The organism is Pseudomonas atagonensis, from assembly GCF_011369485.1.
GTDB classification, from domain to species: domain Bacteria; phylum Pseudomonadota; class Gammaproteobacteria; order Pseudomonadales; family Pseudomonadaceae; genus Aquipseudomonas; species Aquipseudomonas atagonensis.
Map to the genome: position 1 here is coordinate 542820 of NZ_VXCA01000025.1, position 25250 is coordinate 568069.

At 60.5% G+C, this 25250-nt stretch carries 26 protein-coding genes; 11 read left to right on the forward strand and 15 right to left on the reverse strand.

Going from position 1 to position 25250, the window contains the following annotated elements:
- Positions 1–14 precede the first annotated feature (14 nt).
- The 6 genes from F2P67_RS18060 to F2P67_RS18085 all read right to left on the reverse strand — a co-directional run bounded on the left by F2P67_RS18060 (position 15) and on the right by F2P67_RS18085 (position 5633).
- Positions 15–797: an N-acetylmuramoyl-L-alanine amidase gene (locus F2P67_RS18060; protein WP_166222160.1), complete on the reverse strand. Its 783-nt coding sequence runs from the start codon at positions 795–797 to the stop codon at positions 15–17.
- A gap of 101 nt (positions 798–898) precedes the next feature.
- Positions 899–2962 (reverse strand): diguanylate cyclase, encoded by a 2064-nt coding sequence (locus tag F2P67_RS18065; RefSeq protein ID WP_166222162.1) that lies wholly within the window; start codon positions 2960–2962, stop codon positions 899–901.
- The gene (locus tag F2P67_RS18070) at positions 2959–3837 is read right to left on the reverse strand and encodes an endonuclease/exonuclease/phosphatase family protein (RefSeq protein WP_166222164.1); all 879 of its coding nucleotides are present in this window, start codon (positions 3835–3837) and stop codon (positions 2959–2961) included. The genes F2P67_RS18065 and F2P67_RS18070 overlap by 4 nt, the downstream gene beginning before the upstream one ends.
- Positions 3838–3851: 14 nt before the next feature.
- Positions 3852–4493: a thiol:disulfide interchange protein DsbA/DsbL gene (locus F2P67_RS18075; protein WP_166222166.1), complete on the reverse strand. Its 642-nt coding sequence runs from the start codon at positions 4491–4493 to the stop codon at positions 3852–3854.
- 190 nt (positions 4494–4683) lie between these two features.
- Positions 4684–5295 carry a c-type cytochrome gene (locus F2P67_RS18080; RefSeq protein ID WP_166222168.1) on the reverse strand — a complete coding sequence of 204 codons (612 nt, stop codon included), beginning with the start codon at positions 5293–5295 and terminating at the stop codon, positions 4684–4686.
- 32 nt (positions 5296–5327) lie between these two features.
- Entirely contained in the window at positions 5328–5633 is a 306-nt protein-coding gene (locus F2P67_RS18085) for a c-type cytochrome (protein ID WP_166222170.1), read from the reverse strand.
- Positions 5634–5824: 191 nt separating this feature from the next.
- On the opposite strand from F2P67_RS18085, the gene yihA reads away from it, so the two are divergent.
- A complete protein-coding gene (gene yihA, locus F2P67_RS18090) occupies positions 5825–6466 on the forward strand; it encodes a ribosome biogenesis GTP-binding protein YihA/YsxC (RefSeq protein WP_166222172.1) in 642 nt (213 codons plus the stop codon).
- A 339-nt stretch (positions 6467–6805) separates the two neighbouring features.
- Here yihA and polA read toward each other — a convergent pair whose 3' ends face one another.
- Positions 6806–9610: a DNA polymerase I gene (polA, locus tag F2P67_RS18095; RefSeq protein WP_166222174.1), complete on the reverse strand. Its 2805-nt coding sequence runs from the start codon at positions 9608–9610 to the stop codon at positions 6806–6808.
- A gap of 74 nt (positions 9611–9684) precedes the next feature.
- On the opposite strand from polA, the gene F2P67_RS18100 reads away from it, so the two are divergent.
- Together F2P67_RS18100 and F2P67_RS18105 are read left to right on the forward strand one after the other, a co-directional pair.
- Positions 9685–9981, forward strand: coding sequence for a DUF2782 domain-containing protein (locus F2P67_RS18100; RefSeq protein WP_166222176.1), 297 nt, complete (start codon positions 9685–9687; stop codon positions 9979–9981).
- A 61-nt stretch (positions 9982–10042) separates the two neighbouring features.
- Positions 10043–10996, forward strand: coding sequence for a homoserine kinase (locus F2P67_RS18105; protein ID WP_166222178.1), 954 nt, complete (start codon positions 10043–10045; stop codon positions 10994–10996).
- 47 nt (positions 10997–11043) lie between these two features.
- Here F2P67_RS18105 and znuA read toward each other — a convergent pair whose 3' ends face one another.
- Positions 11044–11964: a zinc ABC transporter substrate-binding protein ZnuA gene (znuA, locus tag F2P67_RS18110; protein ID WP_178120936.1), complete on the reverse strand. Its 921-nt coding sequence runs from the start codon at positions 11962–11964 to the stop codon at positions 11044–11046.
- A gap of 66 nt (positions 11965–12030) precedes the next feature.
- On the opposite strand from znuA, the gene F2P67_RS18115 reads away from it, so the two are divergent.
- Genes F2P67_RS18115 through F2P67_RS18130 form a run of 4 tightly spaced genes read left to right on the forward strand, consistent with a single transcriptional unit; the run spans position 12031 to position 14830 of the window.
- A complete protein-coding gene (locus F2P67_RS18115; RefSeq protein ID WP_166222181.1) occupies positions 12031–12513 on the forward strand; it encodes a Fur family transcriptional regulator in 483 nt (160 codons plus the stop codon).
- Positions 12513–13298 (forward strand): zinc ABC transporter ATP-binding protein ZnuC, encoded by a 786-nt coding sequence (gene znuC, locus F2P67_RS18120; protein ID WP_166222183.1) that lies wholly within the window; start codon positions 12513–12515, stop codon positions 13296–13298. Before F2P67_RS18115 ends, znuC begins: the two co-directional genes overlap by 1 nt.
- Positions 13291–14079 (forward strand): zinc ABC transporter permease subunit ZnuB, encoded by a 789-nt coding sequence (gene znuB / locus F2P67_RS18125; RefSeq protein ID WP_110965582.1) that lies wholly within the window; start codon positions 13291–13293, stop codon positions 14077–14079. Before znuC ends, znuB begins: the two co-directional genes overlap by 8 nt.
- A gap of 37 nt (positions 14080–14116) precedes the next feature.
- On the forward strand, positions 14117–14830 hold the full coding sequence (locus tag F2P67_RS18130; protein WP_166222185.1) for a PA5502 family lipoprotein: 714 nt from the start codon (positions 14117–14119) through the stop codon (positions 14828–14830).
- Positions 14831–14950: 120 nt separating this feature from the next.
- Here F2P67_RS18130 and katE read toward each other — a convergent pair whose 3' ends face one another.
- On the reverse strand, positions 14951–17092 hold the full coding sequence (katE, locus tag F2P67_RS18135) for a catalase HPII (RefSeq protein WP_166222272.1): 2142 nt from the start codon (positions 17090–17092) through the stop codon (positions 14951–14953).
- A 260-nt stretch (positions 17093–17352) separates the two neighbouring features.
- On the opposite strand from katE, the gene F2P67_RS18140 reads away from it, so the two are divergent.
- From F2P67_RS18140 to F2P67_RS18150, 3 genes are all read left to right on the forward strand, one after another.
- Positions 17353–18360, forward strand: a complete 1008-nt coding sequence (locus tag F2P67_RS18140) for an ATP-binding cassette domain-containing protein (RefSeq protein ID WP_166222187.1) — start codon at positions 17353–17355, stop codon at positions 18358–18360.
- Positions 18360–19034, forward strand: a complete 675-nt coding sequence (locus F2P67_RS18145; RefSeq protein WP_166222189.1) for a methionine ABC transporter permease — start codon at positions 18360–18362, stop codon at positions 19032–19034. Before F2P67_RS18140 ends, F2P67_RS18145 begins: the two co-directional genes overlap by 1 nt.
- A 73-nt stretch (positions 19035–19107) precedes the next feature.
- Positions 19108–19878, forward strand: a complete 771-nt coding sequence (locus tag F2P67_RS18150; RefSeq protein ID WP_166222191.1) for a MetQ/NlpA family ABC transporter substrate-binding protein — start codon at positions 19108–19110, stop codon at positions 19876–19878.
- 292 nt (positions 19879–20170) lie between these two features.
- On the opposite strand, the gene F2P67_RS18155 is transcribed toward F2P67_RS18150, so the two are convergent.
- The 5 genes from F2P67_RS18155 to F2P67_RS18175 are packed head-to-tail and all read right to left on the reverse strand — an operon-like array spanning position 20171 to position 24079.
- Complete coding sequence (locus tag F2P67_RS18155) at positions 20171–20806, reverse strand: SCO family protein (protein ID WP_123455021.1); 636 nt, start codon at positions 20804–20806, stop codon at positions 20171–20173.
- Complete coding sequence (gene cyoE, locus F2P67_RS18160) at positions 20803–21702, reverse strand: heme o synthase (protein ID WP_166222193.1); 900 nt, start codon at positions 21700–21702, stop codon at positions 20803–20805. Before cyoE ends, F2P67_RS18155 begins: the two co-directional genes overlap by 4 nt.
- Complete coding sequence (locus F2P67_RS18165; protein WP_166222195.1) at positions 21690–22769, reverse strand: COX15/CtaA family protein; 1080 nt, start codon at positions 22767–22769, stop codon at positions 21690–21692. The genes cyoE and F2P67_RS18165 overlap by 13 nt, the downstream gene beginning before the upstream one ends.
- A gap of 10 nt (positions 22770–22779) precedes the next feature.
- The gene (locus tag F2P67_RS18170) at positions 22780–23373 is read right to left on the reverse strand and encodes a hypothetical protein (RefSeq protein WP_166222197.1); all 594 of its coding nucleotides are present in this window, start codon (positions 23371–23373) and stop codon (positions 22780–22782) included.
- Positions 23339–24079 carry an SURF1 family protein gene (locus tag F2P67_RS18175; protein ID WP_166222199.1) on the reverse strand — a complete coding sequence of 247 codons (741 nt, stop codon included), beginning with the start codon at positions 24077–24079 and terminating at the stop codon, positions 23339–23341. The genes F2P67_RS18170 and F2P67_RS18175 overlap by 35 nt, the downstream gene beginning before the upstream one ends.
- Before the next feature lie 71 nt (positions 24080–24150).
- Here F2P67_RS18175 and F2P67_RS18180 point away from each other — a divergent pair, with 71 nt between their 5' ends.
- A complete protein-coding gene (locus F2P67_RS18180) occupies positions 24151–24354 on the forward strand; it encodes a twin transmembrane helix small protein (protein ID WP_007911731.1) in 204 nt (67 codons plus the stop codon).
- Between the two features lie 7 nt (positions 24355–24361).
- Here F2P67_RS18180 and F2P67_RS18185 read toward each other — a convergent pair whose 3' ends face one another.
- On the reverse strand, positions 24362–25249 hold the full coding sequence (locus F2P67_RS18185) for a cytochrome c oxidase subunit 3 (RefSeq protein ID WP_166222201.1): 888 nt from the start codon (positions 25247–25249) through the stop codon (positions 24362–24364).
- Position 25250: the final 1 nt, after the last annotated feature.

Genomic DNA, 25250 nt, shown 5'->3' on the forward strand with positions numbered 1-25250 from the left:
TCGGGCGGGCGTCATTATTTTGTCTGATTGAGTACCAGCAACAACGCCGCTGTCTGCGCATCCGGTGTGCCGTCAAAACGCGCCGGGCGAAAGTGCATCTGGAAGGCTGCAAGCACGTGGCGGGTGGCTACATCCAGTTCACCGGTCTGCGGCGTGTCGTAACCGAGGTGCGCCAGTTGTGCCTGGAACCAACTGATGCTCGGCAACTCGCCGCCGTTGAACAGCGCCTGTTGGCGCGCCACGGCTTGCTCGTTCGGCCACACGCCGAGGCCTTCGGCCGCCAGGCGCTTCCATGGGAACAGCGGGCCGGGATCGAGTTTGCGCAGGGGCGCAATGTCGCTGTGGCCGATGATGTGGCGAGGGCTGATGCCGTTGCGCTTGCTGATGTCCTTGAGCAGGACGATCAGCGATTGAATCTGCGCTTCGCTGTACGGATACCACAAGCGCCCGGTCGGGGTGTCTTTGAAGCCCGGGTTGACGATTTCGATGCCGATCGAGCTGGAGTTCAGCCAGGTGCGGCCCTGCCACTGGCTTTCGCCGGCGTGCCAGGCGCGCTGGTTTTCGTCCATCAGCTTGTAGATGGTGCCGCGCTGGTCGTCGCCGATCAGGTAATGGCTGCTGACTTCGCCGTGGGTCAGCAATTGCAGCGAGCGTTCGAGCGACGTCGAAGTGTAATGGACGATCACGAACTGGATGCGGCTGTCGTAATTGGCCGAAGCGTGACTCGTGTCATAACGCGGGCTGCTGGCACAACCGGCCAGAACAAGCAGCGACGCGAGGAGGGCAATAAATTTCATGGCAGAAGGCAATACACGCAAGACAGTAATGCAACAGTGTAACGTACTGACTTGCGTGAAGACGGTCGCTGGGCGGATTTAAACAAAATGGAACAATTGGCTCAGCCCAGCTCGATGCGATTACGCCCGGCGTTTTTGGCGCGGTACAGCGCCTGATCGGCTCTTTTGATCACCAGATCGCTGTGTTCTCCGGGTTTGAACGATGCCAGCCCCATGGAAATAGTGATCGTCACCCGTTCGCCCTTGAAATGGAACGGGCAGGCTTCGATTGCCGCACGCAGGGTTTCCAGCAATTTTGCACCGACCGCTGGCGGGGTCGCCGGCAGCAGCAGGACAAACTCTTCACCGCCGAAACGCGCGATAAAGTCAGAACCGCGCAGGCGTTTGCGCAGCACGCTGGCGATGATTTTCAGCACTTTATCGCCGGCCAGATGCCCGTAGTTGTCGTTGATCCGTTTGAAGTGATCGAGGTCGAGCATTGCCAGGCTCAGGGTGTTGCCGTGTTGCTGCCACTGTTTGATTTCCTGCTCCAGCCGTTCGCTCCACGCTGCACGGTTGGGCAGACCGGTGAGCGGGTCGATCAGGGCTTTCTGGCGTTGTTCTTCAAGGTGCTCGCGAAAGCCCTGCGCCTCTTGCTCCATGTGCGCCACACGTTCGGATAGGCCTTTGAGTCGCGCTGCCACTTCCTGCTCGCGGGCATCGCGCTGTTTCTGGTGTTGATCCATGGTGCCGAGCAAGCCTTCGAGATGGTTCTCCAACACTTGCTTGAGGTCATCCAGATCCGCCGCTTGCTGCACGCTGGTCTGCAAGCCGTCGACCTGCTCACGAATTTGCGTGTCCATCGCCCGTGCCGCCGAACTGTTGTCGGCATGGCCATCGCTGGCCGCCTGCAGATTGCTCTGGAATGCTTCGAGGCGTTCGTTGAGTTGTTGCAGGTAGGCTTCGAATTCGTGCTGGCCGCTGTCGGTGATCGCCAGCATCAAAGTCGCCAGATCGTCGAGGATCGGCAGCAGTTCGTACCAGTTCAAGCCATTTTTCAGGCGGTCACGCATGGCCTCCGCTTGCGGGCGGTGGCGCTCCGGAAGGGTCAGGTCATCGAGCAGACCGATCAGGGTGTCTTCGATGTGCTTGGCCACGGAGCTGTAAGACGGCTCCGGCGAGTCGGGAAGCGCGTAGAGAATGTCGTGCTCGGGTTGTTCCGGGTCAATGGCGGCCAGTGCACGGGCGATCGGCTCGGGCAGGGGCAGGCTGTCGAGGATCAACGGCTGCGGGTCGCCGGGATGAATCAGCTCGTCGGGGTTGAAGGTAACAGGAGCCGGGATTGGCGCGGGCGTGAAAACGGGTTCAGGCGCGGGCGTGATGGTTTGCGGCTCAGCTGCCGGACTAAGGGTTTCGGTGGCAACCGTGGGCGGAACGAAAGCGGTCACCTGCGGTTCGACGGGCGCCGGGACTGCTGGCATTGCAACTTCCGTGACCGGCACAGGCTGTTGCAGTGCGGGTGGGGCGATTGCCACCGGTTCGGCCACAGGGGCCGGAGCCGCGTGTACAGGTTCGTGCTCGGGCTGAGGCATGGCGTGCGCAACCTCAACGGGCGCGATCTGCTCAGGCGCAGGCGTGACGGCTACGGGCGCCTCGTCGCCATCGCGACCGCCAAAAAGACGCTGAAACAAACCTGGCCGGTCCGGCTCTGCTGGCGTCTCCAGCTGGCTCAGCGCTTTGCTCTGCAGACTGCTCAGTTCACTCAGCAGCAGGGGCATTTCCCGGGCCTGACTGACACGCCCGTCCAGTTGCTTGGCAAACTTCTTCAGCGGCTGTGCGACTTCGCGCGGCAGCGGCAAGGCCTGCAACTGAGCAACCAGAGATGTCAGCGCAGTGCTGACCTGATCAATCCGGGTTTCGCGACGCTGCTCGGAATCGAGCACGGCTTTTTCCAGGCGCGGCAACAGGGCGGCGAGGCCGGCGTCCATGTCGTCGGTGCGCACCACGTCGCGCATTTCTTTCATGCACTGATCAACGACGCGGTCGGTACCTTCGGCCGCCAATGTACTGCGTACCAGACCGCGACGCAGCAAGTCGAGGCGGGCGGCCCAGCGACGTTCGAGCTTGTCCTGTTGTTCGATGCTTTTGAGGTACTTCTCTTTCCAGCGCTGGGCTTCGTCGCTCATTCAGGGGTTCCGCGAAGGGCAGGACTCAACGCGGGCAATGCATCGGCCGTGAGCGAACCCGGCAGACGAATCTCTACCGCGACCGGCAGGTGATCGGAAATGGGCTGTGCCAGCACCTGTACTTTTTCAAGGGTCAGGGTCGGGCTGAGCAAAATATGATCAAGGCAACGCTGAGGGCGCCAGCTGGGGAATGTCGCTTCCACCTGCGGGGCCAGCAAGCCGAGATCGCGTAACGGTGACTGTTGTAGCAGATCGCTGGCGTGGGTGTTCATGTCACCCATCAACACTTGGTGTTTATAGCCGCCGATCAGTTCGCGAATGTAGCCCAGTTGCAGGCTGCGCACCCGTGCGCCAAGGGCCAGGTGCATCATCACCACCACCAGCGCTTCCGGGCCTTCGCCGAAACGCAGCAGGATGGCGCCGCGACCTTTCGGGCCGGGCAACGGGTGGTCTTCGATCGCCCACGGACGCAGACGACTGAGCACGCCATTGCTGTGCTGAGCCAGGCGGCCGAGGTTGCGATTGAGTTGTTGATACCAGTAGGGGAAGGCGCCGAGGTGGGCCAGATGTTCGACCTGATTGACGTAGCCTGAACGCAGGCTGCCGCCATCGGCTTCCTGCAGGGCGACCAGATCGAAGTCGCCGAGCAGGTCGCCGATCTTTTGCAGATTGCCTGAGCGCCCGGTGTGCGGCAGCAAGTGCTGCCAGCTGCGGGTCAGGTAGTGTCGATAGCGCTCGGTACTGATGCCGACCTGGATATTGAAGCTGAGCAAACGCAGACGCTGGTCCGCAGGCAGGCCCGTGGACGCCAGGTGATGCTCGTTGACCTGCGGATCATGCAGGCCAACGATGCGTTCGGTTTTCCAGCGGCGCATGGCGGTCGCCGCGCTTAGTTGGCAGCGGCCTTGTTGGTCGCTCGCTCTTTGGCCACCAGTTGATCGGCCAGTTGCAGGGCTTGTTCAGCACCACCGGCGGAACCGATGTCGAAGCGGTACTTGCCGTTGACGATCATGGTTGGAACGCCGGAGATTTCATACTTCTTGGCCAGCTCGCGGGCTTTCACGATCTGCCCTTTGATGGCGAACGAATCGAAGGTCGCCAGGAACTTGTCCTTGTCCACGCCTTGGGTTGCGAGGAAGTCGGCCATGTCGTTCTTGTCGGTCAGCTTCTTGTGTTCTTTCTGGATTGCGTTGAACACGGCAGCGTGAACGTTGTGCTCGACGCCCATGGCTTCCAGCGTCAGGAACATCTGGCCGTGAGCGTCCCACGGGCCACCGAACATTGCAGGAATGCGTACGAAGTTGACGTCGGAAGGCAGTTTTTCAACCCATGGATTGATCACCGGCTCGAACGCGTAGCAGTGCGGGCAGCCATACCAGAACAGCTCGACCACCTCGATCTTGCCAGGCACGGCGACGGGTACCGGGTTGCTCAGTTCGACGTAAGGGGCGGCAGGGGCTTCGGCGGCCTGGGCAGTCACGCCGAACAGGCTGGCAGCGACGAGGGCGGCGCTGATGATCAGATTACGCATGCTTTACTCCTGGACAATTTTGGTCGCCTCGCGCGACCTGTTTTCAGACAGATCCTGGCGGGCATGAGTTCTGTAGTGTAACGGCAGCGGCCACAAAAAAGGGCGGCCAAAGCCACCCTTTTTATACTTGCTGCGACGGATTAATCGAGCGTTAACGTTGCGCGGGATCTATCGCCAGCCAGTGCGGTTCTCAGTGCAGACCCTGAATGTAGCTGGCGACGGCGGCGATGTCTTCATCACTGAGTTTGCGGGCGATGGTGCGCATGGTCATGGCGTCGCCATCGTTGCTGCGACCGGCTTCTTCCTTGCGGAAGTCGGTCAGCTGCTTGGCGATGTATTGCGCGTGTTGGCCGCCCAGATGCGGAAACCCTGCGGCAGCGTTGCCGGCGCCATTCGGCGAGTGGCAACCGGTGCAGGCTGGCAGGCCTTTTTCCAGATTGCCGCCGCGGAACAGGGCTTCACCGCGCGCGACGATCTTCGGATCGGCAGCGCCGACGCTGCCTTTCTGGCTGGCGAACCAGGCGGCGATGTCAGCGAGATCCTGATCGCTCAGGTTGGTCAGCAGGCCGGTCATTTCCAGAACGGTGCGCTTGCCCGACTTGATGTCGTGCAGCTGCTTGGTCAGGTAGCGTTCACCCTGGCCGGCCAGTTTTGGAAAGTTTGGTGCCATGCTGTTCCCGTCCGGACCATGGCAGGCTCCGCAAACGGCAGCTTTCGCCTGGCCGGCGGCGGCATCACCGGCAGCATGGGCGAAGCCTGAAATTCCCACGGTCAACAGCAGACTCACGATCAGTTTGTTCATCAGCTAATCCAACTACGGCTAAGGGTTAAGAGTTATGGACCGGGTTTACTTCCGCTCATCCAAAGGATGATGGCCTGGTAATCCTCGGTACTGCAGTCCATGCACAAACCACGCGGCGGCATCGCCTTGAAACCCTGGGTTACGTGTTGCACCAGCGTCTCCATACCTTTCGCCAACCTCGGCGTCCAAGCTTCCTGATCGCCTCTTCTGGGCGCCATGGGTAGTTGGCCGGAATGACAGGCACCACAAACACGGTTGTACACGGCTTCCGGATCCTGTGTAGCCTGTGCGCTGTAAAGCGGCATCAAGACTCCGGCAGCCAGCAGCCATTTCGTCATAAAACGACCTTTTCAGGGTTGAGAGCGTTCTGCGTTCTAATGCGCAATCAAGGTCTGTCGCTCTCGTGAACTTCATCCTACGCTGGGACAAAGCACACACAAAATCTGCGGCATTATATACTGGCGTCACTGAAACGGAAGCGACACCGCGTTCCGCGCCCAATCCCGGCGCCGCCCACATCGGAAATCCCATGCAACTCAAGAATCCCATCCTCGGCCTGTGCCAACAGTCCACGTTCATGCTCAGTGCCGCCAAAGTCGATCAGTGCCCTGACGACGAGGGCTTTGAAGTGGCCTTTGCCGGTCGTTCCAACGCCGGCAAATCCAGCGCCCTGAACACCCTGACTCACGCCAGCCTGGCGCGCACCTCGAAAACTCCGGGTCGCACACAGCTGTTGAACTTCTTCAAGCTAGACGATGATCGGCGTCTGGTCGACCTGCCGGGCTACGGTTATGCAAAAGTACCGATCCCGCTCAAGCAACACTGGCAGCGTCACTTGGAGGCTTACCTCGGTGGCCGCGAGAGTTTGAAGGGTTTGATTCTGATGATGGACATCCGTCATCCAATGACTGACTTCGACCTGCTGATGCTCGACTGGGCCGTTGCGGCCGGCATGCCGATGCACATCCTGCTGACCAAGGCCGACAAACTGACCTACGGCGCAGCCAAGAACACCCTGCTCAAAGTGCAGTCGGAAATCCGCAAGGGTTGGGGCGATCTGGTCACCATCCAGCTGTTCTCCGCACCAAAACGCATGGGCCTGGAAGAGGCCTACACTGTCCTGGCAGGCTGGATGGAACTGGCAGACAAAGGTGCCGAGGCGACTGAGTAACAGTGATTAGAAAATTGGTTGTGGTGCTTTCAACGCACTCTGAGCGTGCCACAGCCAATTTTCGGGCAAAAAAAGCCCCGGATTTCATTGGGGAGGGAGAAATTCCGGGGTTCAAGTTCCGAACCGCTAGGGCGGGGTTCAGATATCTGCCAACACTTAACACAACATAGGAGCATCGAAGGGCTTCACCAGCCATTCAGTAACTCTGAGTGGTGTCCTTCCAGATTAGTTCAGAATTTTTTCAAAAAGCTTTGGAATAATCCCGAGTGCTTTTCGAAATAAGCAGGGTTTGCCGGGGTTGCCGCGACAACAGGTCGCGGCGAACCGTGTTCAATAGGCTCAGTGAGCCTCATCCCAATTGTTGCCCACACCCACTTCGACCAGCAGCGGCACATCCAGTTTCGCCGCCTCGCTCATGTGCACGCGAATCTCGGCGCTGACTTGCTCGACCAGATCCTCGCGAACCTCCAGCACCAATTCGTCGTGTACCTGCAGGATGACTTTGGCGTCGAGCCCGGACGTCGTCAGCCAGTTATCCACAGCCACCATGGCTTTCTTGATGATGTCCGCCGCCGTGCCCTGCATCGGCGCGTTGATCGCCGTGCGTTCGGCCGCTGCGCGTTCCTGCGGCTTGTTTGAGTTGATTTCCGGCAGGTACAGACGTCGGCCGAAGAAGGTTTCGACATAACCCTGATCCGCCGCCTGGGCGCGGGTGCGATCCATGTACTCACGCACGCCTGGATAGCGGGCGAAGTAGGTATCGATGTAAGCCTTGGCGGTCTTGGTGTCGACGCCGATGTCCTTGCCGAGTTTCTGCGCGCCCATGCCGTAGATCAGGCCGAAGTTGATCGCCTTGGCGCCACGGCGCTGGTCGGAGGTCACTTCGTTGAGTTCGACCTTGAACACTTCGGCAGCGGTCGCGGTGTGCACGTCGAGATTATTGCGGAAGGCGTTCATCAGGCCTTCGTCTTTGGACAGGTGGGCCATGATCCGCAGTTCGATCTGCGAATAGTCCGCTGCCAGCAGTTTGTAGCCTTGCGGCGCGACGAAAGCCTGACGAATGCGTCGGCCTTCAGCCGTGCGCACCGGGATGTTCTGCAGGTTCGGATCGCTGGAGGACAAACGCCCGGTCGATGCTACCGCCTGGTGATACGAGGTGTGGATGCGCCCGGTGCGCGGGTTGATCTGCTCCGGCAAACGATCGGTGTAGGTGCTTTTCAGCTTGCTCATCGAACGGTGCTCCATCAGCACCTTCGGCAAGCGGTGATCGTCTTCAGCGAGCTTCGCCAACACTTCTTCAGCAGTGGACGGCTGACCCTTGGCGGTCTTCTTCAATACCGGCAGGCCGAGTTTTTCGTAAAGAATCACGCCCAGTTGCTTTGGCGACCCGAGGTTGAATTCTTCGCCGGCGATCTCGAACGCTTCGCGCTCCAGCGCCACCATTTTGTTGCCGAGCTCAATGCTCTGGATGCCGAGCAGTTCAGCATCGACGAACGCGCCTTGACGCTCGATGCGCGCCAGTACCGGCACCAGTGGAATTTCGATGTCAGTCAAAACGCTGGCCAGGCTCGGGATGGCGCTGAGTTTTTCGAACAAGGTTTGGTGCAGACGCAGGGTGATGTCAGCGTCTTCCGCGGCATACGGCCCGGCCTGTTCCAGAGCGATCTGGTCGAAGGTCAACTGCTTGGCGCCTTTGCCGGCGATGTCCTGGAAGCTCACGGTGGTGTGATCCAGGTACTTCTGCGCGAGGCTGTCCATGTCGTGACGGGTGGCGGTGGAGTTGAGCACGTAGGACTCAAGCATCGTGTCAAAGGCGATGCCACGCACGTTGATGCCTTCGTTCTGATCGCCACCGATGGCGCAGTTGGCCAGGATGTTCATGTCGAACTTGGCGTGCTGGCCGACCTTGAGCTTGCTCGGGTCTTCGAGAATCGGCTTGAGCGCGCGCAGCACGGTGTCGCGGTCCAGTTGTTCCGGTACGCCGATGTAGGAGTGGGTCAGCGGAATGTACGCGGCCTCGTTGGCCTGCACGGCGAACGACAAGCCGACCAGCTGCGCCTGCTGCGCGTCGATGCCGGTGGTTTCGGTGTCGAAAGCGAACAGCTTGGCGTTGTTGAGTTTTTCCAGCCAGACGTCGAAGCGCGCCTGATCGAGGATGGTTTCGTAAGCGGCTTCAGCCGGAGCGGCGGGGGCTTCTTCTGCTGGTGCGCTGAACAGATCGCCGGCCGGTGCAGGCGCGGCGGCAGCGCTCAGTTCCAGTCGTTTGGCGTCGCGATCCAGGTCGTTGATCCAGCTCTTGAACTCCAGCAGGGTGTACAGCTCGTAGAGCTTGGCCGGGTCTTCCGCGCCCATTTGCAGGTCGTCGAGTTCGACGTCCAGCGGCACGTCGACCTTGATGGTCGCCAGTTGGTAGGAGAGGAACGCCATCTCCTTGTGCTCTTCGAGCTTGGCCGGCAGGGTCTTGGCGCCGCGAATCGGCAGAGTCGGCACGATGTCGAGATTGGCGTACAGCTCGGTGAGGCCGCCGTTGACGCCGACCAGCAGGCCGGAAGCGGTCTTCGGGCCGATACCGGGAACGCCCGGGATGTTGTCGGAAGAGTCGCCCATCAACGCCAGGTAATCGATGATCTGCTCCGGTGCGACGCCGAATTTCTCCTTCACGCCTTCCACATCCATCGAACTACCGGACATGGTGTTGACCAAGGTAATGTGGCCGTCGACCAGTTGTGCCATGTCCTTGTCGCCGGTGGAGATGATCACCGGACGGTTGGCGGCCGCGCTGCTGCGGGCGAGGGTGCCGATCACGTCGTCGGCCTCGACACCTTCCACGCACAACAGCGGGAAGCCCAAAGCCTTCACGCTCTGGTGCAGAGGTTCGATCTGCAGGCGCATGTCGTCGGGCATGCTTGGGCGGTTGGCCTTGTATTCGGCGTACATCTCATCGCGAAAGGTCCCGCCCTTGGCGTCGAAAACCACCGCGAACGGGCTGTCCGGATACTGCTTGCGCAGACTCTTGAGCATGTTCAGCACGCCTTTGACCGCTCCGGTCGGCAGGCCTTTGGAGGTGGTCAGCGGTGGCAGGGCGTGGAAAGCGCGGTACAGGTAAGACGAACCGTCCACCAGGACGAGGGGGGCTTGGCTCATGAGCAGGATCAACCTTTTCGGCGGGTCCGGCGCTAGAATAGCGGGACCGTTGACGACAAAGGGACAAGGTTATCATGCGTACGTTAAATCGCTTGCTGCTGGTCGGTCTGATTGCTGCCTCACCCTTGGCCGCGATGGCGGCGGATGATGTGCCGGCAAATGAGCCGGAAGTTACCATTAACACGCACACGGAAGGCGACAAGGTCATTCAGGAATACAGCCGGAGTGGCTTCGTGTATGCGATCAAGGTCACGCCAAAGGGCGGAAAACCGTATTTCCTGGTCCGCGCCGATGGTACGGACGCGAACTACATACGCTCCGACCAGCCGGATATGCTGATTCCGTCGTGGGAAATTTTTACCTGGAAGTAAGTTTCCCGACTTTTAATCGGCGCCGCGCGAAAGCGGCGCCAGAACTGAGCAGTTTTTAACCATGTCTGTGTTCACTCCCCTGGCTCGGCCCGAGCTGGAAACTTTTCTCGCCCCTTACGGGCTCGGCCGTCTGCTCGATTTCCAGGGGATCGCCGCCGGCAGTGAAAACACCAATTTCTTCATCAGTCTGGAGCAGGGCGAATTCGTCCTGACCCTGGTCGAACGCGGCCCGGTGCAAGAGATGCCGTTCTTCATCGACCTGCTCGACGTGCTGCACGAGGCTGATTTGCCTGTGCCGTACGCGTTGCGTACCACCGACGGCGTGGCGTTGCGTGAACTGAAGGGCAAACCGGCGCTGCTGCAGCCGCGCCTGTCCGGCAAGCACATCAAGGTCGCCAATGCCCAGCATTGCGCGCAGGTCGGCGAGTTGCAGGCGCATCTGCACCTGGCCACTCAGGGCGAGCGCATGATCAAGCGCAAGACCGATCGTGGCCTGGACTGGATGCTGGAAGAGGGCACCGAGTTGCTCTCGCACCTGAGCGATGAGCCGCGTGCCCTGCTGCAAAAAGCCCTGGATGAAATCACCGAGCGCAAGGACAGGATCCTCGCGCTGCCTCGGGCGAACATTCATGCCGACCTGTTTCGCGACAACGCGATGTTCGAAGGCACGCACCTGACCGGGCTGATCGACTTCTACAACGCCTGCTCGGGGCCGATGCTCTACGACGTGGCGATTGCCTTGAACGACTGGTGTTCGGACGACGACGGGGTGATTGATGGCCCACGGGCGCGGGCGTTCCTCGGTGCTTATGCGGCATTACGCCCGTTCACGGCAGCCGAAGCAGAGTTGTGGCCGACCATGCTGCGCGTGGCCTGTGTGCGGTTCTGGCTGTCGCGGTTGATCGCGGCCGAGCAGTTCGCCGGGCAGGATGTGCTGATTCATGATCCGCAGGAGTTTGAGCAGCGGTTGGCGCAGCGGCAAACGGTCAATACACCGTTGCCTTTCGCCCTCTGATTTGCGGTGAGGGGGGGACTTTCCCCCTCACCGCAGGATTTTGCGGGTTACAAAGACTCCAGGCATCCCGCCAGATCATTACCCAGTTTTTCCAGCACCTGCTCATACCCCTGAGCCGTCGCCGGGGTGTACCCGCCCAACGCATCCAGCTCGGCCAGTTTCACCGGCAGACCAGCTACCAGTGTCTCGGCCAAACGCGGACGCAACGGCGGCTCGCTGAACACACAGGTCTTGCCCACTTCCTGCAAACGCTTGCGCATCGCCGCGACATGCTGCGCGCCCGGCTGCACCTCTGCCGCCACGCTGAACACGCCGGTGTGCTTCAAACCGTAAGCCTCTTCGAAGTAATCAAAGGCTTCGTGAAAAACGAAGTACGGCTTGCCTTCAACGTTGGCCAGACGCTTCTTCAGACGCTGATCCAATGCATCCAGACGTTCGTCGAAAGCCTTGGCGTTGCTCTGATAGCGTTCGGCGTTGGCCGGATCGGCAGCGCTCAAGTCAGCCGCCATCTTGTCGGCAATGACCCGCGCGTTGACCGGCGATAGCCACAAATGTGCATCGAGGGTGCCCGGGCGATGGTCGTGGTCATGCTCATCGGCGTCTTCGGCGTGGGAGTGGCTGTCTTCAGCGAAGTGCCGCAGCTTCATCCCCGGCAGATCCTGCACCGCCACGCTCGGCAGCGTACGACCGTTCAGCACGCGCGGCAGGAAACCTTCCATGTCCGGGCCGATCCAGTAGAGCAGATCCACCGACTGCACCTTCCGTACGTCGGACGGGCGCAGGGCGTAATTGTGTGGCGAGGCGCCGGGCGGCAGCAGCACTTCGGGAATCGCCACGCCGTCCTGCACGGCCGCGGCAATCAGCTGCAACGGCTTGATGCTGGTGAGGACTTTGACCTCGGCCTGAGCCGAACCGATCAGCAGAAAACTGGCGACAAAAGCCACAAAAACAGAAAAAAGTCGGGACACGATGACCACTCAAGGAGGCGAGAACGGGTAACATAATAACGTCTCTATCAAAACTCGTCGCCGCCCATGCCTATTACACCGATTGCCAGCCGTCCCCACGACCACTCACATTGCGTGCACAGCGCTTTGTCCGAGGCCGATACCTTGTGCGCCCAGAAAGGCTTGCGCCTGACCGCGTTGCGCCGCCGGGTGCTGGAACTGGTGTGGCAGAGCCACAAGCCGCTGGGCGCCTACGACATTCTCGCCGTGCTCAGCGAGCAGGACGGCCGCCGCGCTGCGCCGCCGACCGTGTACCGCGCACTGGATTTCCTCCTGGAAAACGGCCTTGTGCACCGCATCTCCTCGCTCAACGCCTTCGTTGGCTGCGTACACCCGGAGCACGCGCATCAGGGCCAGTTCTTGATCTGCCGCGACTGCCACGCTGCCATCGAACTTGAGCAAAAAGTGATCAGTGACGCGATCATCAACAGCGCCAGGGACGTTGGTTTCATCGTCGAAGCACAGACCGTCGAAGTCGTCGGCCTGTGCTCCGGTTGCCAGGGGGCTTGATGAGCAACGCGCTGATCCGTCTGGAACAGGTCGCCGTCACGTTTGCCGGTCAAACCGTGCTGGACAACATCGAGCTGAGCGTCGAGCCGCGGCAGATCGTTACCCTGATCGGCCCCAACGGCGCCGGCAAGACCACGCTGGTGCGCGCCGTGCTCGGGCTGTTGAAGCCGGACAGCGGCAGTGTCTGGCGCAAGCCGAAACTGCGTGTCGGCTACATGCCGCAAAAACTTCACGTCGATCCGACCCTGCCGTTGTCAGTCCTTCGTTTTCTGCGACTGGTGCCGGGCGTTGACCGGCCGCGCGCGTTGGCGGCATTGAAGGAAGTCGGCGCCGAGCACGTCATCGACAGCCCGGTGCAAAGCGTATCCGGCGGTGAAATGCAGCGCGTGCTGCTGGCCCGGGCGCTGTTGCGCGAACCGGAATTGCTGGTGCTCGACGAGCCGGTGCAAGGCGTCGACGTCGCCGGGCAAGCCGAGCTGTACAGCCTGATCACCCGTCTGCGCGACCGCCATGGCTGCGGCGTCTTGATGGTTTCCCACGATTTGCATCTGGTGATGAGCACCACCGATCAGGTGGTCTGCCTCAACCGTCACGTCTGCTGCTCCGGGCATCCCGAGCAGGTCAGTGGCGATCCGGCGTTTGTCGAGCTGTTCGGCAAGAACGCACAGAGTCTGGCGATCTATCACCACCATCACGACCATGCTCACGATCTGCACGGTTCGGTGGTCAAAGGGCCGGTAATTGGCCAACCTCACGTTCACGGAGACAACTGCAAGCATGGCTGATTTTCTGTTGTATGCCCTGCTCGCAGGTCTGGCGTTGGCGGTGGTCGCAGGACCACTCGGCTCGTTCGTGGTCTGGCGGCGTATGGCCTATTTCGGCGACACCTTGTCCCACGCGGCATTGCTCGGCGTGGCGTTGGGTTTTCTGCTGGATGTCAGCCCGACGGTGGCGGTGACGGTCGGCTGCCTGCTGCTGGCGGTGCTTTTGGTCACGCTTCAACAGCGCCAACCGCTGGCGTCCGACACGCTTTTGGGAATTCTCGCACCGAGCACGCTCTCTCTCGGGCTGGTGGTACTAAGCTTCATGCATGAAGTGCGGATCGACCTGATGGCCTATCTGTTCGGCGACCTGCTGGCGATCAGTCCAACCGATCTGGCATGGATCCTCGGTGGCAGTGCGGCGGTGCTGGTGTTGCTGGTGACGCTGTGGCGACCACTGCTGGCGATCACCGTGCACGAAGAGCTGGCCAAGGTCGAAGGCCTGCCGGTGGCGGGCTTGCGCATGGCGCTGATGCTGTTGATTGCGGTGGTGATCGCAGTGGCGATGAAAATCGTCGGTGTATTGCTGATTACTTCGCTGTTGATCATCCCGGCGGCTGCGGCACAGCGTCACGCCCGTTCACCGGAGCAGATGGCACTGGGCGCGAGCCTGCTGGGCATACTCGCGGTGTGTGGCGGGCTGGCGCTGTCGTGGTTCAAGGACACCCCGGCTGGCCCGTCAATCGTTGTGACGGCGGCCGCACTGTTTCTGCTGAGTTTTGTTCTGCCCCGTCGAGGGGTGTAGACTTGCTCGCTTTTTGCGCAATTAGAGAGTCGCAGGAATGAAGCCGTTCGCCTCCCGTTATCTGCTCCTTGTCGCATTTTCAGTGCTGCTGGGCGCCTGCCAAAGCACGCCGCCGGTGGCCGAAGCCCCGGATGCGCGAGCTACGGCCATCGCACAGCTGGAGCAAAGCCTGGCCAGCAGCGAACTGGCCACTGCCGAAGACCAACTGGCCGCCTTGCAGGCTGAAACCCCCAACGATCAATCCCTTGAGCAATATCAGCGGCAACTGGCCGAAGCGTATCTGCGCCGTAGCCAGATCGTGCTGCAGAAGGGTGATGTGAACGCGGCTGCCACGGCGTTGAGCCGCGCTCGCGCGTTGATGCCGAAAGCACCGGCGCTGACCGGTGGTGTAAACGGGGCGATCACCGAAGCACGCAAGGCTGAGCTGGAAAAGGCTGAAGCAGCATTGCTGGCGGCTGAAGCCAAGCCGAAAGCCAAAGTGATCGACCCGACAGCCGAAAGCACCACGGTGGCGCTGAACATCACCGATAGCCGCAAACTTCGTCGTCAACTGGATGCGATCGCCGCCGATGTAGTGAATTACGAATGTGCTGTGACCATTCAGGCGCCACGGACCAATGATTACCCTTGGTTGGCGACATTGTTGACCAAACGTGTGAAGAAACTGAATCCGGATTTCGATGTGCAGATCGAGAAGCAGATCGTGCGCACAGTCCCGGCGCAGATGGTTCTGATTCCGCGAAAACCTTAAAAGCATCGCGAGCTGGCTCACTTCTACAGGGGATCTCTGGGGAACACAGATTTTGTGTCTTACCGAGATCAAATTGTAGGAGTGAGCCTGCTCGCGATAGCGTCCTGCCAGCGAAGATGTTTAGGCCGGAATGGCTTTCGCCTTAGGCTCCCGATCCCAAACCCGATGCTGCCCGATCGCAGCAAAGAACGGCTTGGTCAACGCCGGCACATCCTTGCCCTGCAGCAGCCCGGCATCCGCCTCCAGCTTCAGTAAATCCTGCAACTGCTTGGCATCGCCGTGCAGCGCAATCGCCTTCAAATGCTTGTACGCCTCCAGCAGGTAATGCAACGCCACGCCATCGCCGCTCAACGCCTTGACCGACGCCGCGCCACCCGGCACAAATACCGCATCGAAAATCACCGACGGCATGCCTTCCATCGAAGCATCCACAGGCAACATTTTTCCGTCGGCAGTCTTCACCGGCGCCGACGTCGGGCCAAGCAACTTGGCGTGCGCACCTTCAGCGGCCAATGCCTTCTTCATTGCATCAATCGCTGCACCATCAACGCCGTTGGCAGCAAGAATCGCCACTTTTCGCGTTTTGATGTTTTCCGGCAACAGATTCGCCTGACTCAGCGCCGGCGAATGATCGAAGGACGTTTTGCGCACTTCAACCGTGCCTTTGGCAGGGGCCGGCAGGCCCAGATTGGCCGCCACACGTTTGGCCAGCTCCAGATCGATGTTGGCCAGAATTTCGTTCACCTGCCGCGCGCGGATGAACTCGCGTTCAACCTTGCCCAGCTCGAAGCTGTAAGCCGCAATGATGTGTTCCTGCTCGTGCTTGCTCATGCTCTTGAAGAACAGCCGCGCCTGGGAGAAGTGATCGCTGAACGACTCGCTGCGTTGACGGATCTTCGCCGCGTCGATGCGTTCCGGATAGCTTTCAAAACCACCATCCTGTGCGGCAGGTGGGGTTTCTTTCGGCCAGCCACCATCAATCGAGTTCGGCTCGTAGGACGCACGCCCCTTGTCGATCACCGTGCGGTGCTGGGCATCGCGCTGGCCATTGTGGAACGGCGCCACCGGGCGGTTGATTGGCAACTCATGAAAATTCGGCCCGCCGAGTCGGCTGATTTGCGTATCGGTGTAGGAAAACAGCCGACCTTGCAGCAACGGGTCGTTGGAGAAGTCGATGCCCGGCACGATATGGCCCGGGCAGAACGCGACCTGCTCGGTCTCGGCAAAGAAGTTGTCCGGGTTGCGGTTCAGGGTCATTTTGCCCAGCGGCGTGATCGGCACAATTTCTTCGGGGATCAGCTTGGTCGGATCGAGGATGTCGAAATCGAAGTCGTGTTCGTTTTCCTCTTCGATGACCTGCACACCCAGTTCCCATTCCGGGTAGTCGCCCATCTCGATAGCGTCCCAGAGGTCACGACGATGGTAGTCAGTGTCTTTACCGGCGAGTTTCTGTGCCTCATCCCACACCAGCGAGCAAGTGCCGGCCGTAGGGCGCCAGTGGAATTTGACGAAGCGCGATTTGCCTTCGGCGTTGATCAAGCGAAAGGTGTGCACGCCGAAGCCCTGCATGCTGCGCAGGCTTTTCGGGATCGCCCGGTCGGACATCGCCCAGATGACCATGTGCGCCGATTCCGGTACCAGTGAAACAAAATCCCAGAACGTGTCATGCGCCGAGCCGCCGGTCGGGATTTCGTTGTGCGGCTCGGGTTTTACGGCGTGGACGAAGTCGGGAAACTTGATCGCGTCCTGAATGAAGAACACGGGCATGTTGTTGCCGACCAGATCGAAGTTGCCTTCATCGGTGAAAAACTTCACGGCGAAGCCACGCACGTCACGCACGGTGTCGCCGGAACCGCGTGGCCCTTGCACAGTGGAAAAACGCACGAATACCGGCGTCTTCTTCCCCGGATCCTGTAGGAAACCAGCCTTGGTCAACGCTGCATGATTCTCGTAAGCCTGAAAGAAACCATGGGCGCCTGTGCCACGCGCGTGGACGATGCGTTCCGGAATGCGTTCATGGTCAAAGTGCGTGATCTTTTCACGCATGATGAAGTCTTCCAGCAACGACGGCCCACGAGGTCCGGCCTTGAGGGTGTTTTGATTATCGGCGACTTTCACACCCTGATTGGTGCGCAGCGCCTGGCCGGTGGCGTCGGAGCGGAATTTCTCCAGGCTGTCGAGTTTGGCGTTGGTGTTGGCGCGATCCGGGGTATCGGTTCCGGCCATCTGGCTTTTATCGGTCGTAGGCTTCTTGCTCATCAGTCGTAAACTCCTCGGTTGACCCCGATGCTTGCCGGGGACTCTTGAGTGGTTCCCGGGCACGGCACCCAGGGTTTTCAAGTCGCTTACTTAGTGACTGATGAGGCGCTTGGGGCGTTCCTTTTTTATGACCTTTGATCTTGTTATTGCCAAATCGAAGGTTAATTGCGAAATAAATGCTAAGAACCTCTATACGGACAGGCTAAAATGCGCGCCCGGCTAACCGCTGATCCTTTTCTAACGCGCCCCACAAGGTTCGCTACGTGATCGAGTTTCAAAACGTCCACAAGACTTACCGCGTCGCCGGTAAGGACATTCCCGCGCTGCACCCGACCAGTCTTTCGATTGAGAACGGTCAGGTCTTCGGCCTGATCGGCCATTCCGGTGCAGGCAAAAGTACCCTGCTGCGCCTGATCAATCGCCTGGAAGAATCCAGTGGCGGCAAGATCATCGTCGACGGCGAAGAAGTCACCGCGCTGGATGCCAACGGCCTGCGCCGTTTCCGCCAGCAAGTCGGGATGATCTTCCAGCATTTCAACCTGCTGGCCTCGAAGACGGTGGCCGACAACGTTGCGTTGCCGCTGACCCTGGCGGGCGAGTTGTCGACCAGCGAGATCAATCAGCGGGTCGCCGAGTTGCTGGCGCGGGTCGGTTTGTCCGACCACGCCAAAAAGTACCCGGCGCAATTGTCCGGCGGCCAGAAGCAGCGCGTCGGCATTGCCCGCGCCCTGGCGACCAAGCCGAAGATTCTGCTGTGCGACGAGGCCACCAGTGCCCTCGACCCGCAGACCACCGCGTCGGTCCTGCAACTGCTGGCTGAGATCAACCGTGAGCTGAAACTGACCATCGTCCTGATCACCCACGAGATGGACGTGATCCGCCGCGTCTGCGATCAGGTTGGCGTGATGGATGCGGGCGTGATCGTCGAGCAAGGTTCGGTGGCCGATGTGTTCCTGCATCCGAAGCACCCGACCACCAAGCGTTTTGTTCAGGAAAGCGAGCAGATCGACGAAAGCGAGCAGCGCGATGACTTCGCTCACGTGCCCGGTCGTATCGTGCGTCTGACCTTCCAGGGCGAAGCGACCTACGCGCCGCTGCTCGGCACCGTCGCCCGGGAAACCGGCGTCGACTACAGCATCCTCGCCGGTCGTATCGACCGCATCAAAGACATTCCGTACGGGCAATTGACCCTCGCCGTCACCGGTGGCGACATGGAAGCGGCCTTCGCCCGTTTCACCGCCGCTGACGTTCACATGGAGGTGTTGCGCTAATGGAAGACCTGATGAGTTTCTTTACCAATATTGACTGGTACGAAATCTGGCTCGCCACCGGCGACACTATGCTGATGCTCGGTGGTTCGCTGCTGTTCACCGTGCTGCTCGGCCTGCCGCTGGGCGTGTTGCTGTTCCTCTGCAGCCCACGTCAGTTGCTGGAAAACCGTGGCCTGTACGCTTTCCTGTCGCTGGCGGTGAACATCCTGCGTTCGCTGCCGTTCATTATTCTGTTGATCGTGATGATCCCGTTCACCGTACTGATCACCGGCACCTCGCTGGGCGTAGCCGGTGCGATTCCGCCGCTGGTGGTGGGTGCAACGCCGTTCTTCGCGCGTCTGGTGGAAACTGCGCTGCGTGAAGTTGATCGCGGCATCATTGAAGCGACCCAGTCGATGGGCGCGACCACCCGGCAGATCATCATGAACGCTTTGCTGCCAGAGGCCCGTCCGGGCATCTTCGCGGCGATTACGGTGACGGCGATTACACTGGTGTCCTACACGGCAATGGCCGGTGTGGTCGGCGCCGGTGGTCTGGGTGACCTGGCGATCCGCTTCGGTTATCAGCGTTTCCAGACTGACGTGATGATCGTCACCGTGGTGTTACTGCTGATCCTGGTGCAAGTGTTGCAAATGGTGGGCGACCGTCTGGTCGTGCATTTCTCGCGCAAATAACCGGTTTTGTAATGATATGAGCCGGCCATTCGCTGGCAGGCGCCAGACGGGCGCCTCAAAAGGAGTTAGCTGAATGAAAAAACTGATCGCTGCTTTCGCTGCCGTTGCGGCATTCTCGGCCCACGCCGAAACCCTGACCGTTGCCGCCACCCCGGTGCCGCACGCGGAAATCCTCGAATTCGTGAAGCCGGCCCTGGCCAAAGAAGGCGTGGATCTGAAGGTCAAGGTCTTCACCGACTACATTCAGCCGAACGTACAGGTTGCCGAAAAGCGCCTGGACGCCAACTTCTTCCAGCACCAGCCGTATCTTGATGAGTTCAACAAGGCCAAGGGCACCAGCCTCGTGGCGGTGACTGGCGTGCACCTGGAACCGCTGGGCGCGTACTCGAGCAAGATCAAGGATCTGAAAGACCTGCCAAGCGGCGCCAACGTGGTGATCCCGAACGACGCCACCAACGGCGGCCGTGCGCTGTTGCTGCTGGCCAAGGCTGGCGTGATCACTCTGAAGGATCCGACCAACATCCTGTCGACCGTCAAAGACATCGCGCAAAACCCAAAAGACCTGAAGATTCGTGAACTGGAAGCCGCGACCATCCCGCGCGTGCTGACCCAGGTCGATCTGGCGTTGATCAACACCAACTACGCGCTGGAAGCCAAGCTCGATCCGTCCAAGGACGCGCTGGTGATCGAAGGTAACGACTCGCCTTACGTGAACATCCTGGTGTCCCGTGCGGACAACAAGGACAGCGATGCCATGAAGAAACTGGCTGCCGCCCTGCACAGCCCGGAAGTGAAGCAATTCATCACCGAGAAGTACAAAGGCGCGGTATTGCCGGCGTTCTGATTCAGATAGCTGCAACGAAAAGGGGACGCCAGTGGCGTCCCCTTTTTTGTGTCCGGTTTTCGGCTTTAGTCCCGCAGCGAACCTTCCCCCTCACCCCAGCCCTCTCCCGGAGGGAGAGGGAGCCGACCGAGGTGTCTTGCGTCCTACATCGACCTGAAAGATCTTGGCGATTATGGATTCGAAGCAGTGCGTTCAATTCGGTGTAGCTCGCCAATATCCCCCGTTCAGTCCCCTCTCCCTCCGGGAGAGGGTTAGGGTTAGGGTGAGGGTGAGGGCAGGCTTTTGATCTTGGCTATTTGCGGCTCAACATCACCGGCAACTGCGCAACCAGCTTGGCATTATTCAACGGTGCACGAATAAAACCGCGCTGCGTACCGTCCGGCCCGATTACTGCAAGGTTGCCGCTGTGATCGACGGTGTAATTCGGCTTGCTGGTATCGGCCGGAATAAACGGAATACTCACCGCGTTCGCCACTTTCTGCAGTTCTTCAATCGAGGTCGGCGTCAGGCCGATAAACTGCGGATCGAAGTAGCCCAGGTACTGCTTCAACTGCTTGGGGTTATCGCGGTTCGGGTCAACGCTGACCAGCACGATCTGCAACTTATCCACAGCGTCCTTGGGCAATTCACTCTTGATCTGCCGCAGTTGCGCCAACGTGGTCGGGCAGATGTCCGGGCAGAAGGTGTAGCCGAAGAACAGCAGACTCCACTTGCCTTTCAACTCATTGATCGCCACCGGTTTGCCGTCCTGATCGGTCATCGTCACGTCCGGCAGGTTGCGGCTCTGCGGCAACAGGATAATGCCGGCGTCGATCAGCGCGGTGGGGTCGCCCTGGCCCTTGCCGCTCAGTACTTTGTTGACGGTAAGTCCCAGGATCAGCGCGATCACGGCGACGAGGATGAAGACGGTTTTCTGGGTTCGAGTCATAGGTTCAACAGTAAGTAGTGGTCTACGAGCAGGGCGATGAACAACAGGAACAAGTAATAAATAGAGTACTTGAAGGTGTTGATCGCCGCGTGCGGCCGAGTGCCACGGTACAGCACCACGGCCCATTGCAGAAACCTTAAGCCCAAGGCGAGCGCGCAAATCAGGTAGAGCACGCCGCTCATGTGGATCACGTAGGGCAGCAGGCTGACCGCCAGCAGCGCGAAGGTGTACAGCAGAATGTGCACCTTGGTGTAGTGCTCGCCGTGGGTGACCGGCAGCATCGGGATGTCGGCCTTGGCGTATTCCTCCTTGCGGTGGATCGCCAGCGCCCAGAAGTGCGGCGGGGTCCAGGCGAAGATGATCAGCACCAGCAGCAACGGTTCGGCGCTGACGTGGCCGGTGGCGGCGGTCCAGCCGAGCAGCGGCGGTGCGGCGCCGGCGAGGCCGCCGATGACGATGTTCTGCGGCGTCGCGCGTTTGAGGAAACCGGTGTAGATCACCGCGTAACCGAGCAGCGAGGCCAGTGTCAGCCACGCGGTCAGCGGATTGGTGAAGGTCAGCAGCAAGGCCTGGCCTAGCAGCGCCAGCACCAGCGCAAAAGTCAGTGCCGCCGTGGGCGAAACCCGGCCCTCGGCCAGTGGCCGTTTATGGGTGCGGGCCATGACCGCATCGATGCGCCGGTCCACTACATGATTGACCGCGGCCGCGCCACCGGCACACAGCGCGATGCCCAGATTGCCGAACACCAGCACCGTCCACGGCACCCCGGCACGAGTGGCGAGGAACATGCCGACCAGCGAGGTGATCAGCATCAGCACCACGACTTTCGGTTTGGTCAGCTCCAGATAATCACGCCAGATCGCCTGATGCGGGCGTTCGCCAATCAGAATCGCCACGGCGTTTCTCCTTTTATAGTGATGGGCGCAGCCGAGTGTTTGCGCGGGCTCAGACGCCAGCGTGCGAGCACCGGTTGTTTGACCCGAACCAGACTGGTGCGCGCGTGGTAATTGACCAGCACCATGGTCAGCAACAGCGCCGCGCCGCCGGCGTTATGCGCCACGGCCACCGGCAGCGGCAGATGAAACAGCACGTTGCTGATCCCGAGGGTGATTTGCGCGGCGAGGGCGATCACGACCAATCCGGCCAACCGCGTCATGCCGACTACTTTCAATTGCCACGCCAGACCGAGTAAAACCAGCGTCACCAACAGTGCGCCGATACGGTGGGTCAGATGAATCGCCGTGCGTGCATCGCTGTCGAGTTGCCCGCCGAGGTAATTGGGGCCGATGTGCTGGGTCAGGTGAAAACCGTTGGCGAAATCCGCCGGCGGCAGCCATTGCCCGTGGCAGGTCGGGAAGTCGATGCAGGCCACTGCCGCATAATTGGAACTGACCCAGCCACCGAGGGCGATCTGGCCGATCACCAGTAACAGGCCAGCAGTCGCCCAATACTGCAAACGCTTGGGCACGGTCAGCGCCGGCAGCACGCCGGACAGTCTCAACGTCAGCAGAAACAGCAGACTCAAGGTCGCGAAGCCACCGAGCAAATGCCCGGTCACCACTTGCGGCCAGAGCTTGAGTGTCACCGTCCACATGCCGAACGCCGCCTGGGCGAACACCACCGCCAGCAAAAACAGCGGCAACTTCAGCGGCTGCCCCGGATGACGGCGATTGACCCAGGCGCGCCCGGCCAGAATCGAAATCAGCAGGCCGAGGGTGCCGGCGAAGTAGCGGTGGATCATCTCGTTCCAGCCCTTGTGCGCCTCCACCGGCGAGTCGGGGTAATGCAGTTCGGCATGGGCCAGTTGGGCTTCGCTTTTCGGTACGCTGATAAAGCCGTAGCAGCCCGGCCAGTCCGGACAGCCGAGACCTGCGTGGGTCAGGCGGGTGTAGGCGCCGAGCAGCACCACAATCAGTGCCAGCAGGGTGGCAAACAGCGCGAGGCGAAATCCAGGTTTGGCCATGACGATGCCCTTATCCGATGTTCGACAGTTTCAGCAGGTGGCGCAGGTCGTTGAGCAGATCCTTGCCTTTCACAGTCGGGTCGTAGCGCAGCACGAGGTTGCCGTGCGGGTCGATGATCCACAGTTGCGGGGTAGCCTTGTCGCCAGTGGTCTTGCTGAACGTGGTCACGTCCAGTGGATAGCGTTGCAGTTGCGGATATTCGCGGGTCAGCTTGGCTTCGTAGTCAGCGCCCAAAGGCTGTGCGGCGGCCAGGGCGTGGCTGGCGCGGCTGGCATCACGACCGAGGCCGATCTGGATCTGCCGCGCCAGATACACCAACTGCTGGCAATCAACCGCGCAATCTTTAGGCGCGGTTACCAGCATCTGCCAGCGCTCTTCTTCGGCTTGTACGCCGAGGTCGGCGCGGGTCTGGCCATTGCCGATCAGTTCGCCGTGGTAGCTGCGGCCATCCGGTACCCAGAACTGCAATTTGTACATGCCGGTGGCGAGGATCATCGGACCGATCACACCGAGCAGGATCAGCAGCAGCTGGATGCGTCCGCGACGGCGACTGGCGACGGGTTTCGCTTCAGACATGCTGGGTGGATTCATGGCCGTTCCCATGGTGTTTCTCCTTTGCGTTGTGCAAGCCCAAATAGACGTAGAGGCCGAGCAGGGCGGTGGCCATGGCAAACCACTGCACGGCGTAACCGAGGTGTTTTTCCGGGCCCATGGCGACCACTGGCCAGTCGGCCTCGTAGCTGGCCGGGCCTTGTTCTGCACGCACTTCGTAGGTGAAGCCGTCGCGGTCGAGGGTTTTCCACAGTTTGGCCGGCTCGACGGCGGTGATGGTTTGCGGCCAGGTGCTGCTGACCGGGTCGGCATGTAACTGGAAGGTTGCACCGGGAGCGACGTAGACCCAGGCATCGATACTCAGCGCCTCGGCAGGCGTGCTGAATTGTGGCGCTACGCGACGATCCGGCCATGGCAGCCAGCCACGATTGACCAGCAGCCACAGTCCTGTGGCGCGGTCCTGAAACGGTTGCAGCAGTTCCACGCCGACCTTGCCGTTACGCTGGCGGTTGTCGAGTAGCAGGCTGTGCGCAGCATCGAACTGGCCATGCAGATGCACCCGGCGAAAGGCCGGATCAGTGCTGTGCAGTAATTCGCTGCTGGCCATCGGTTCGGCGGCGCGACGTTCGGCGTAGCTGGCGAGGAGGGCGGTTTTTTCCGCGCCACGGCTCAGCTGCCAGAAGCCCAGCGACACCAGCAGCGGCAGCAGCAACGCCACCACCACGGTCGGTATCACGCCCGGGCGAAAGCGCTTCATGGCCGCGCCACAAAGTCAGTCGTCGCGATCGCTATACTCAATTGCATCGCCTGTCCCCCGGAGTTCTTCCCATGCTCAAAACAGCGATCGTCCTGATGCTGATTGCCACGGTGATCAGCCTGTTCAGCGGCCTGTTTTTCCTGGTCAAGGACGACAGCAGTTCCAATCGCCTGGTCATCGCCTTGAGTGTTCGGGTGGCATTGGCCGCTGCCACCGTCGGCTTGATCGCCTGGGGCTTTTACAGCGGCCAATTGGTTTCGCATGCGCCGTGGTAGCTGATCCTCAGAGGACGTAAACGAAGATGAACAAGCCGATCCACACCACATCCACGAAGTGCCAATACCAGCTCGCCGCTTCAAAGCCGAACTGATGTTCGTTGTCGAAATGGCCCTTCATGATGCGCATCAGCATCACAAACAGAATGATCGTGCCGATGGTCACGTGGGCGCCGTGGAAACCGGTGAGCATGAAGAACGTCGCGCCATAAATGCCCGAACCGAGGGTCAGTCCCAGTTCGTGGTAGGCGTGCATGTATTCCTCGGCCTGCAAGGCGAGGAAGCCGCAGCCCAGCAGCACGGTGATCGCCAGCCAGATTTTCAGCGCGCCGCGGTGGCCTTTCTTCAAGGCATGGTGGGCGATGGTGATGGTCACGCTGGAGCTGACCAGCAGAATCGTGTTGATCAGCGGCAGGCCCCACGGGCTGATGACTTCCTTGGGTGGCGGGAATAATTTCGGATCCGGCGTGTGCAGAAGCGGCCAGGTGAACTGGAAGTTCGGCCAGAGCATGTGGGCGATACCTTTCGGGCCTTCGCCACCGAGCGCCGGGCCGGAGATGTGTCGCACGTAAAACAGCGCGCCGAAGAAAGCGATGAAGAACATCACTTCGGAGAAGATGAACCAACTCATGCCCCAGCGAAACGAACGATCCAGCTGCGGGCTGTAGAGCCCCGCGCGACTTTCCTTGATCACCGCGCCGAACCAGCCGAACAACATGTACGCGAGCAACAGGCCGCCGACGAAAAAGATGTAAGGGCCGTGGGATTCCGGGCGCGCTGCCTTCAGATCGTTGAACCAGGTCGCCAGGCCGTACACGGTGATGGCCATGCCGAAGGTGGCGATGATCGGCCATTTGCTCTGGGCCGGAACGTAATAGTGCTCATGAGTTGCCATT

Excerpts from the sequence above, each read along its gene's own strand:
- yihA (WP_166222172.1), top strand. The coding sequence starts at position 5,825 with ATGCAACTCAAGAATCCCATCCTCGGCCTGTGCCAACAGTCCACGTTC.
- F2P67_RS18185 (WP_166222201.1), bottom strand. The coding sequence starts at position 25,249 with ATGGCAACTCATGAGCACTATTACGTTCCGGCCCAGAGCAAATGGCCG.
- F2P67_RS18060 (WP_166222160.1), bottom strand. The coding sequence starts at position 797 with ATGAAATTTATTGCCCTCCTCGCGTCGCTGCTTGTTCTGGCCGGTTGT.
- F2P67_RS18130 (WP_166222185.1), top strand. The coding sequence starts at position 14,117 with ATGAAGCCGTTCGCCTCCCGTTATCTGCTCCTTGTCGCATTTTCAGTG.
- F2P67_RS18170 (WP_166222197.1), bottom strand. The coding sequence starts at position 23,373 with ATGGGAACGGCCATGAATCCACCCAGCATGTCTGAAGCGAAACCCGTC.
- F2P67_RS18150 (WP_166222191.1), top strand. The coding sequence starts at position 19,108 with ATGAAAAAACTGATCGCTGCTTTCGCTGCCGTTGCGGCATTCTCGGCC.
- F2P67_RS18165 (WP_166222195.1), bottom strand. The coding sequence starts at position 22,769 with ATGGCCAAACCTGGATTTCGCCTCGCGCTGTTTGCCACCCTGCTGGCA.
- F2P67_RS18080 (WP_166222168.1), bottom strand. The coding sequence starts at position 5,295 with ATGAACAAACTGATCGTGAGTCTGCTGTTGACCGTGGGAATTTCAGGC.
- polA (WP_166222174.1), bottom strand. The coding sequence starts at position 9,610 with ATGAGCCAAGCCCCCCTCGTCCTGGTGGACGGTTCGTCTTACCTGTAC.
- F2P67_RS18175 (WP_166222199.1), bottom strand. The coding sequence starts at position 24,079 with ATGAAGCGCTTTCGCCCGGGCGTGATACCGACCGTGGTGGTGGCGTTG.
- F2P67_RS18065 (WP_166222162.1), bottom strand. The coding sequence starts at position 2,962 with ATGAGCGACGAAGCCCAGCGCTGGAAAGAGAAGTACCTCAAAAGCATC.
- F2P67_RS18145 (WP_166222189.1), top strand. The coding sequence starts at position 18,360 with ATGGAAGACCTGATGAGTTTCTTTACCAATATTGACTGGTACGAAATC.
- F2P67_RS18180 (WP_007911731.1), top strand. The coding sequence starts at position 24,151 with ATGCTCAAAACAGCGATCGTCCTGATGCTGATTGCCACGGTGATCAGC.
- znuB (WP_110965582.1), top strand. The coding sequence starts at position 13,291 with ATGGCTGATTTTCTGTTGTATGCCCTGCTCGCAGGTCTGGCGTTGGCG.
- F2P67_RS18085 (WP_166222170.1), bottom strand. The coding sequence starts at position 5,633 with ATGACGAAATGGCTGCTGGCTGCCGGAGTCTTGATGCCGCTTTACAGC.
- F2P67_RS18100 (WP_166222176.1), top strand. The coding sequence starts at position 9,685 with ATGCGTACGTTAAATCGCTTGCTGCTGGTCGGTCTGATTGCTGCCTCA.
- F2P67_RS18105 (WP_166222178.1), top strand. The coding sequence starts at position 10,043 with ATGTCTGTGTTCACTCCCCTGGCTCGGCCCGAGCTGGAAACTTTTCTC.
- znuC (WP_166222183.1), top strand. The coding sequence starts at position 12,513 with ATGAGCAACGCGCTGATCCGTCTGGAACAGGTCGCCGTCACGTTTGCC.
- F2P67_RS18070 (WP_166222164.1), bottom strand. The coding sequence starts at position 3,837 with ATGCGCCGCTGGAAAACCGAACGCATCGTTGGCCTGCATGATCCGCAG.
- F2P67_RS18115 (WP_166222181.1), top strand. The coding sequence starts at position 12,031 with ATGCCTATTACACCGATTGCCAGCCGTCCCCACGACCACTCACATTGC.
- F2P67_RS18075 (WP_166222166.1), bottom strand. The coding sequence starts at position 4,493 with ATGCGTAATCTGATCATCAGCGCCGCCCTCGTCGCTGCCAGCCTGTTC.
- F2P67_RS18155 (WP_123455021.1), bottom strand. The coding sequence starts at position 20,806 with ATGACTCGAACCCAGAAAACCGTCTTCATCCTCGTCGCCGTGATCGCG.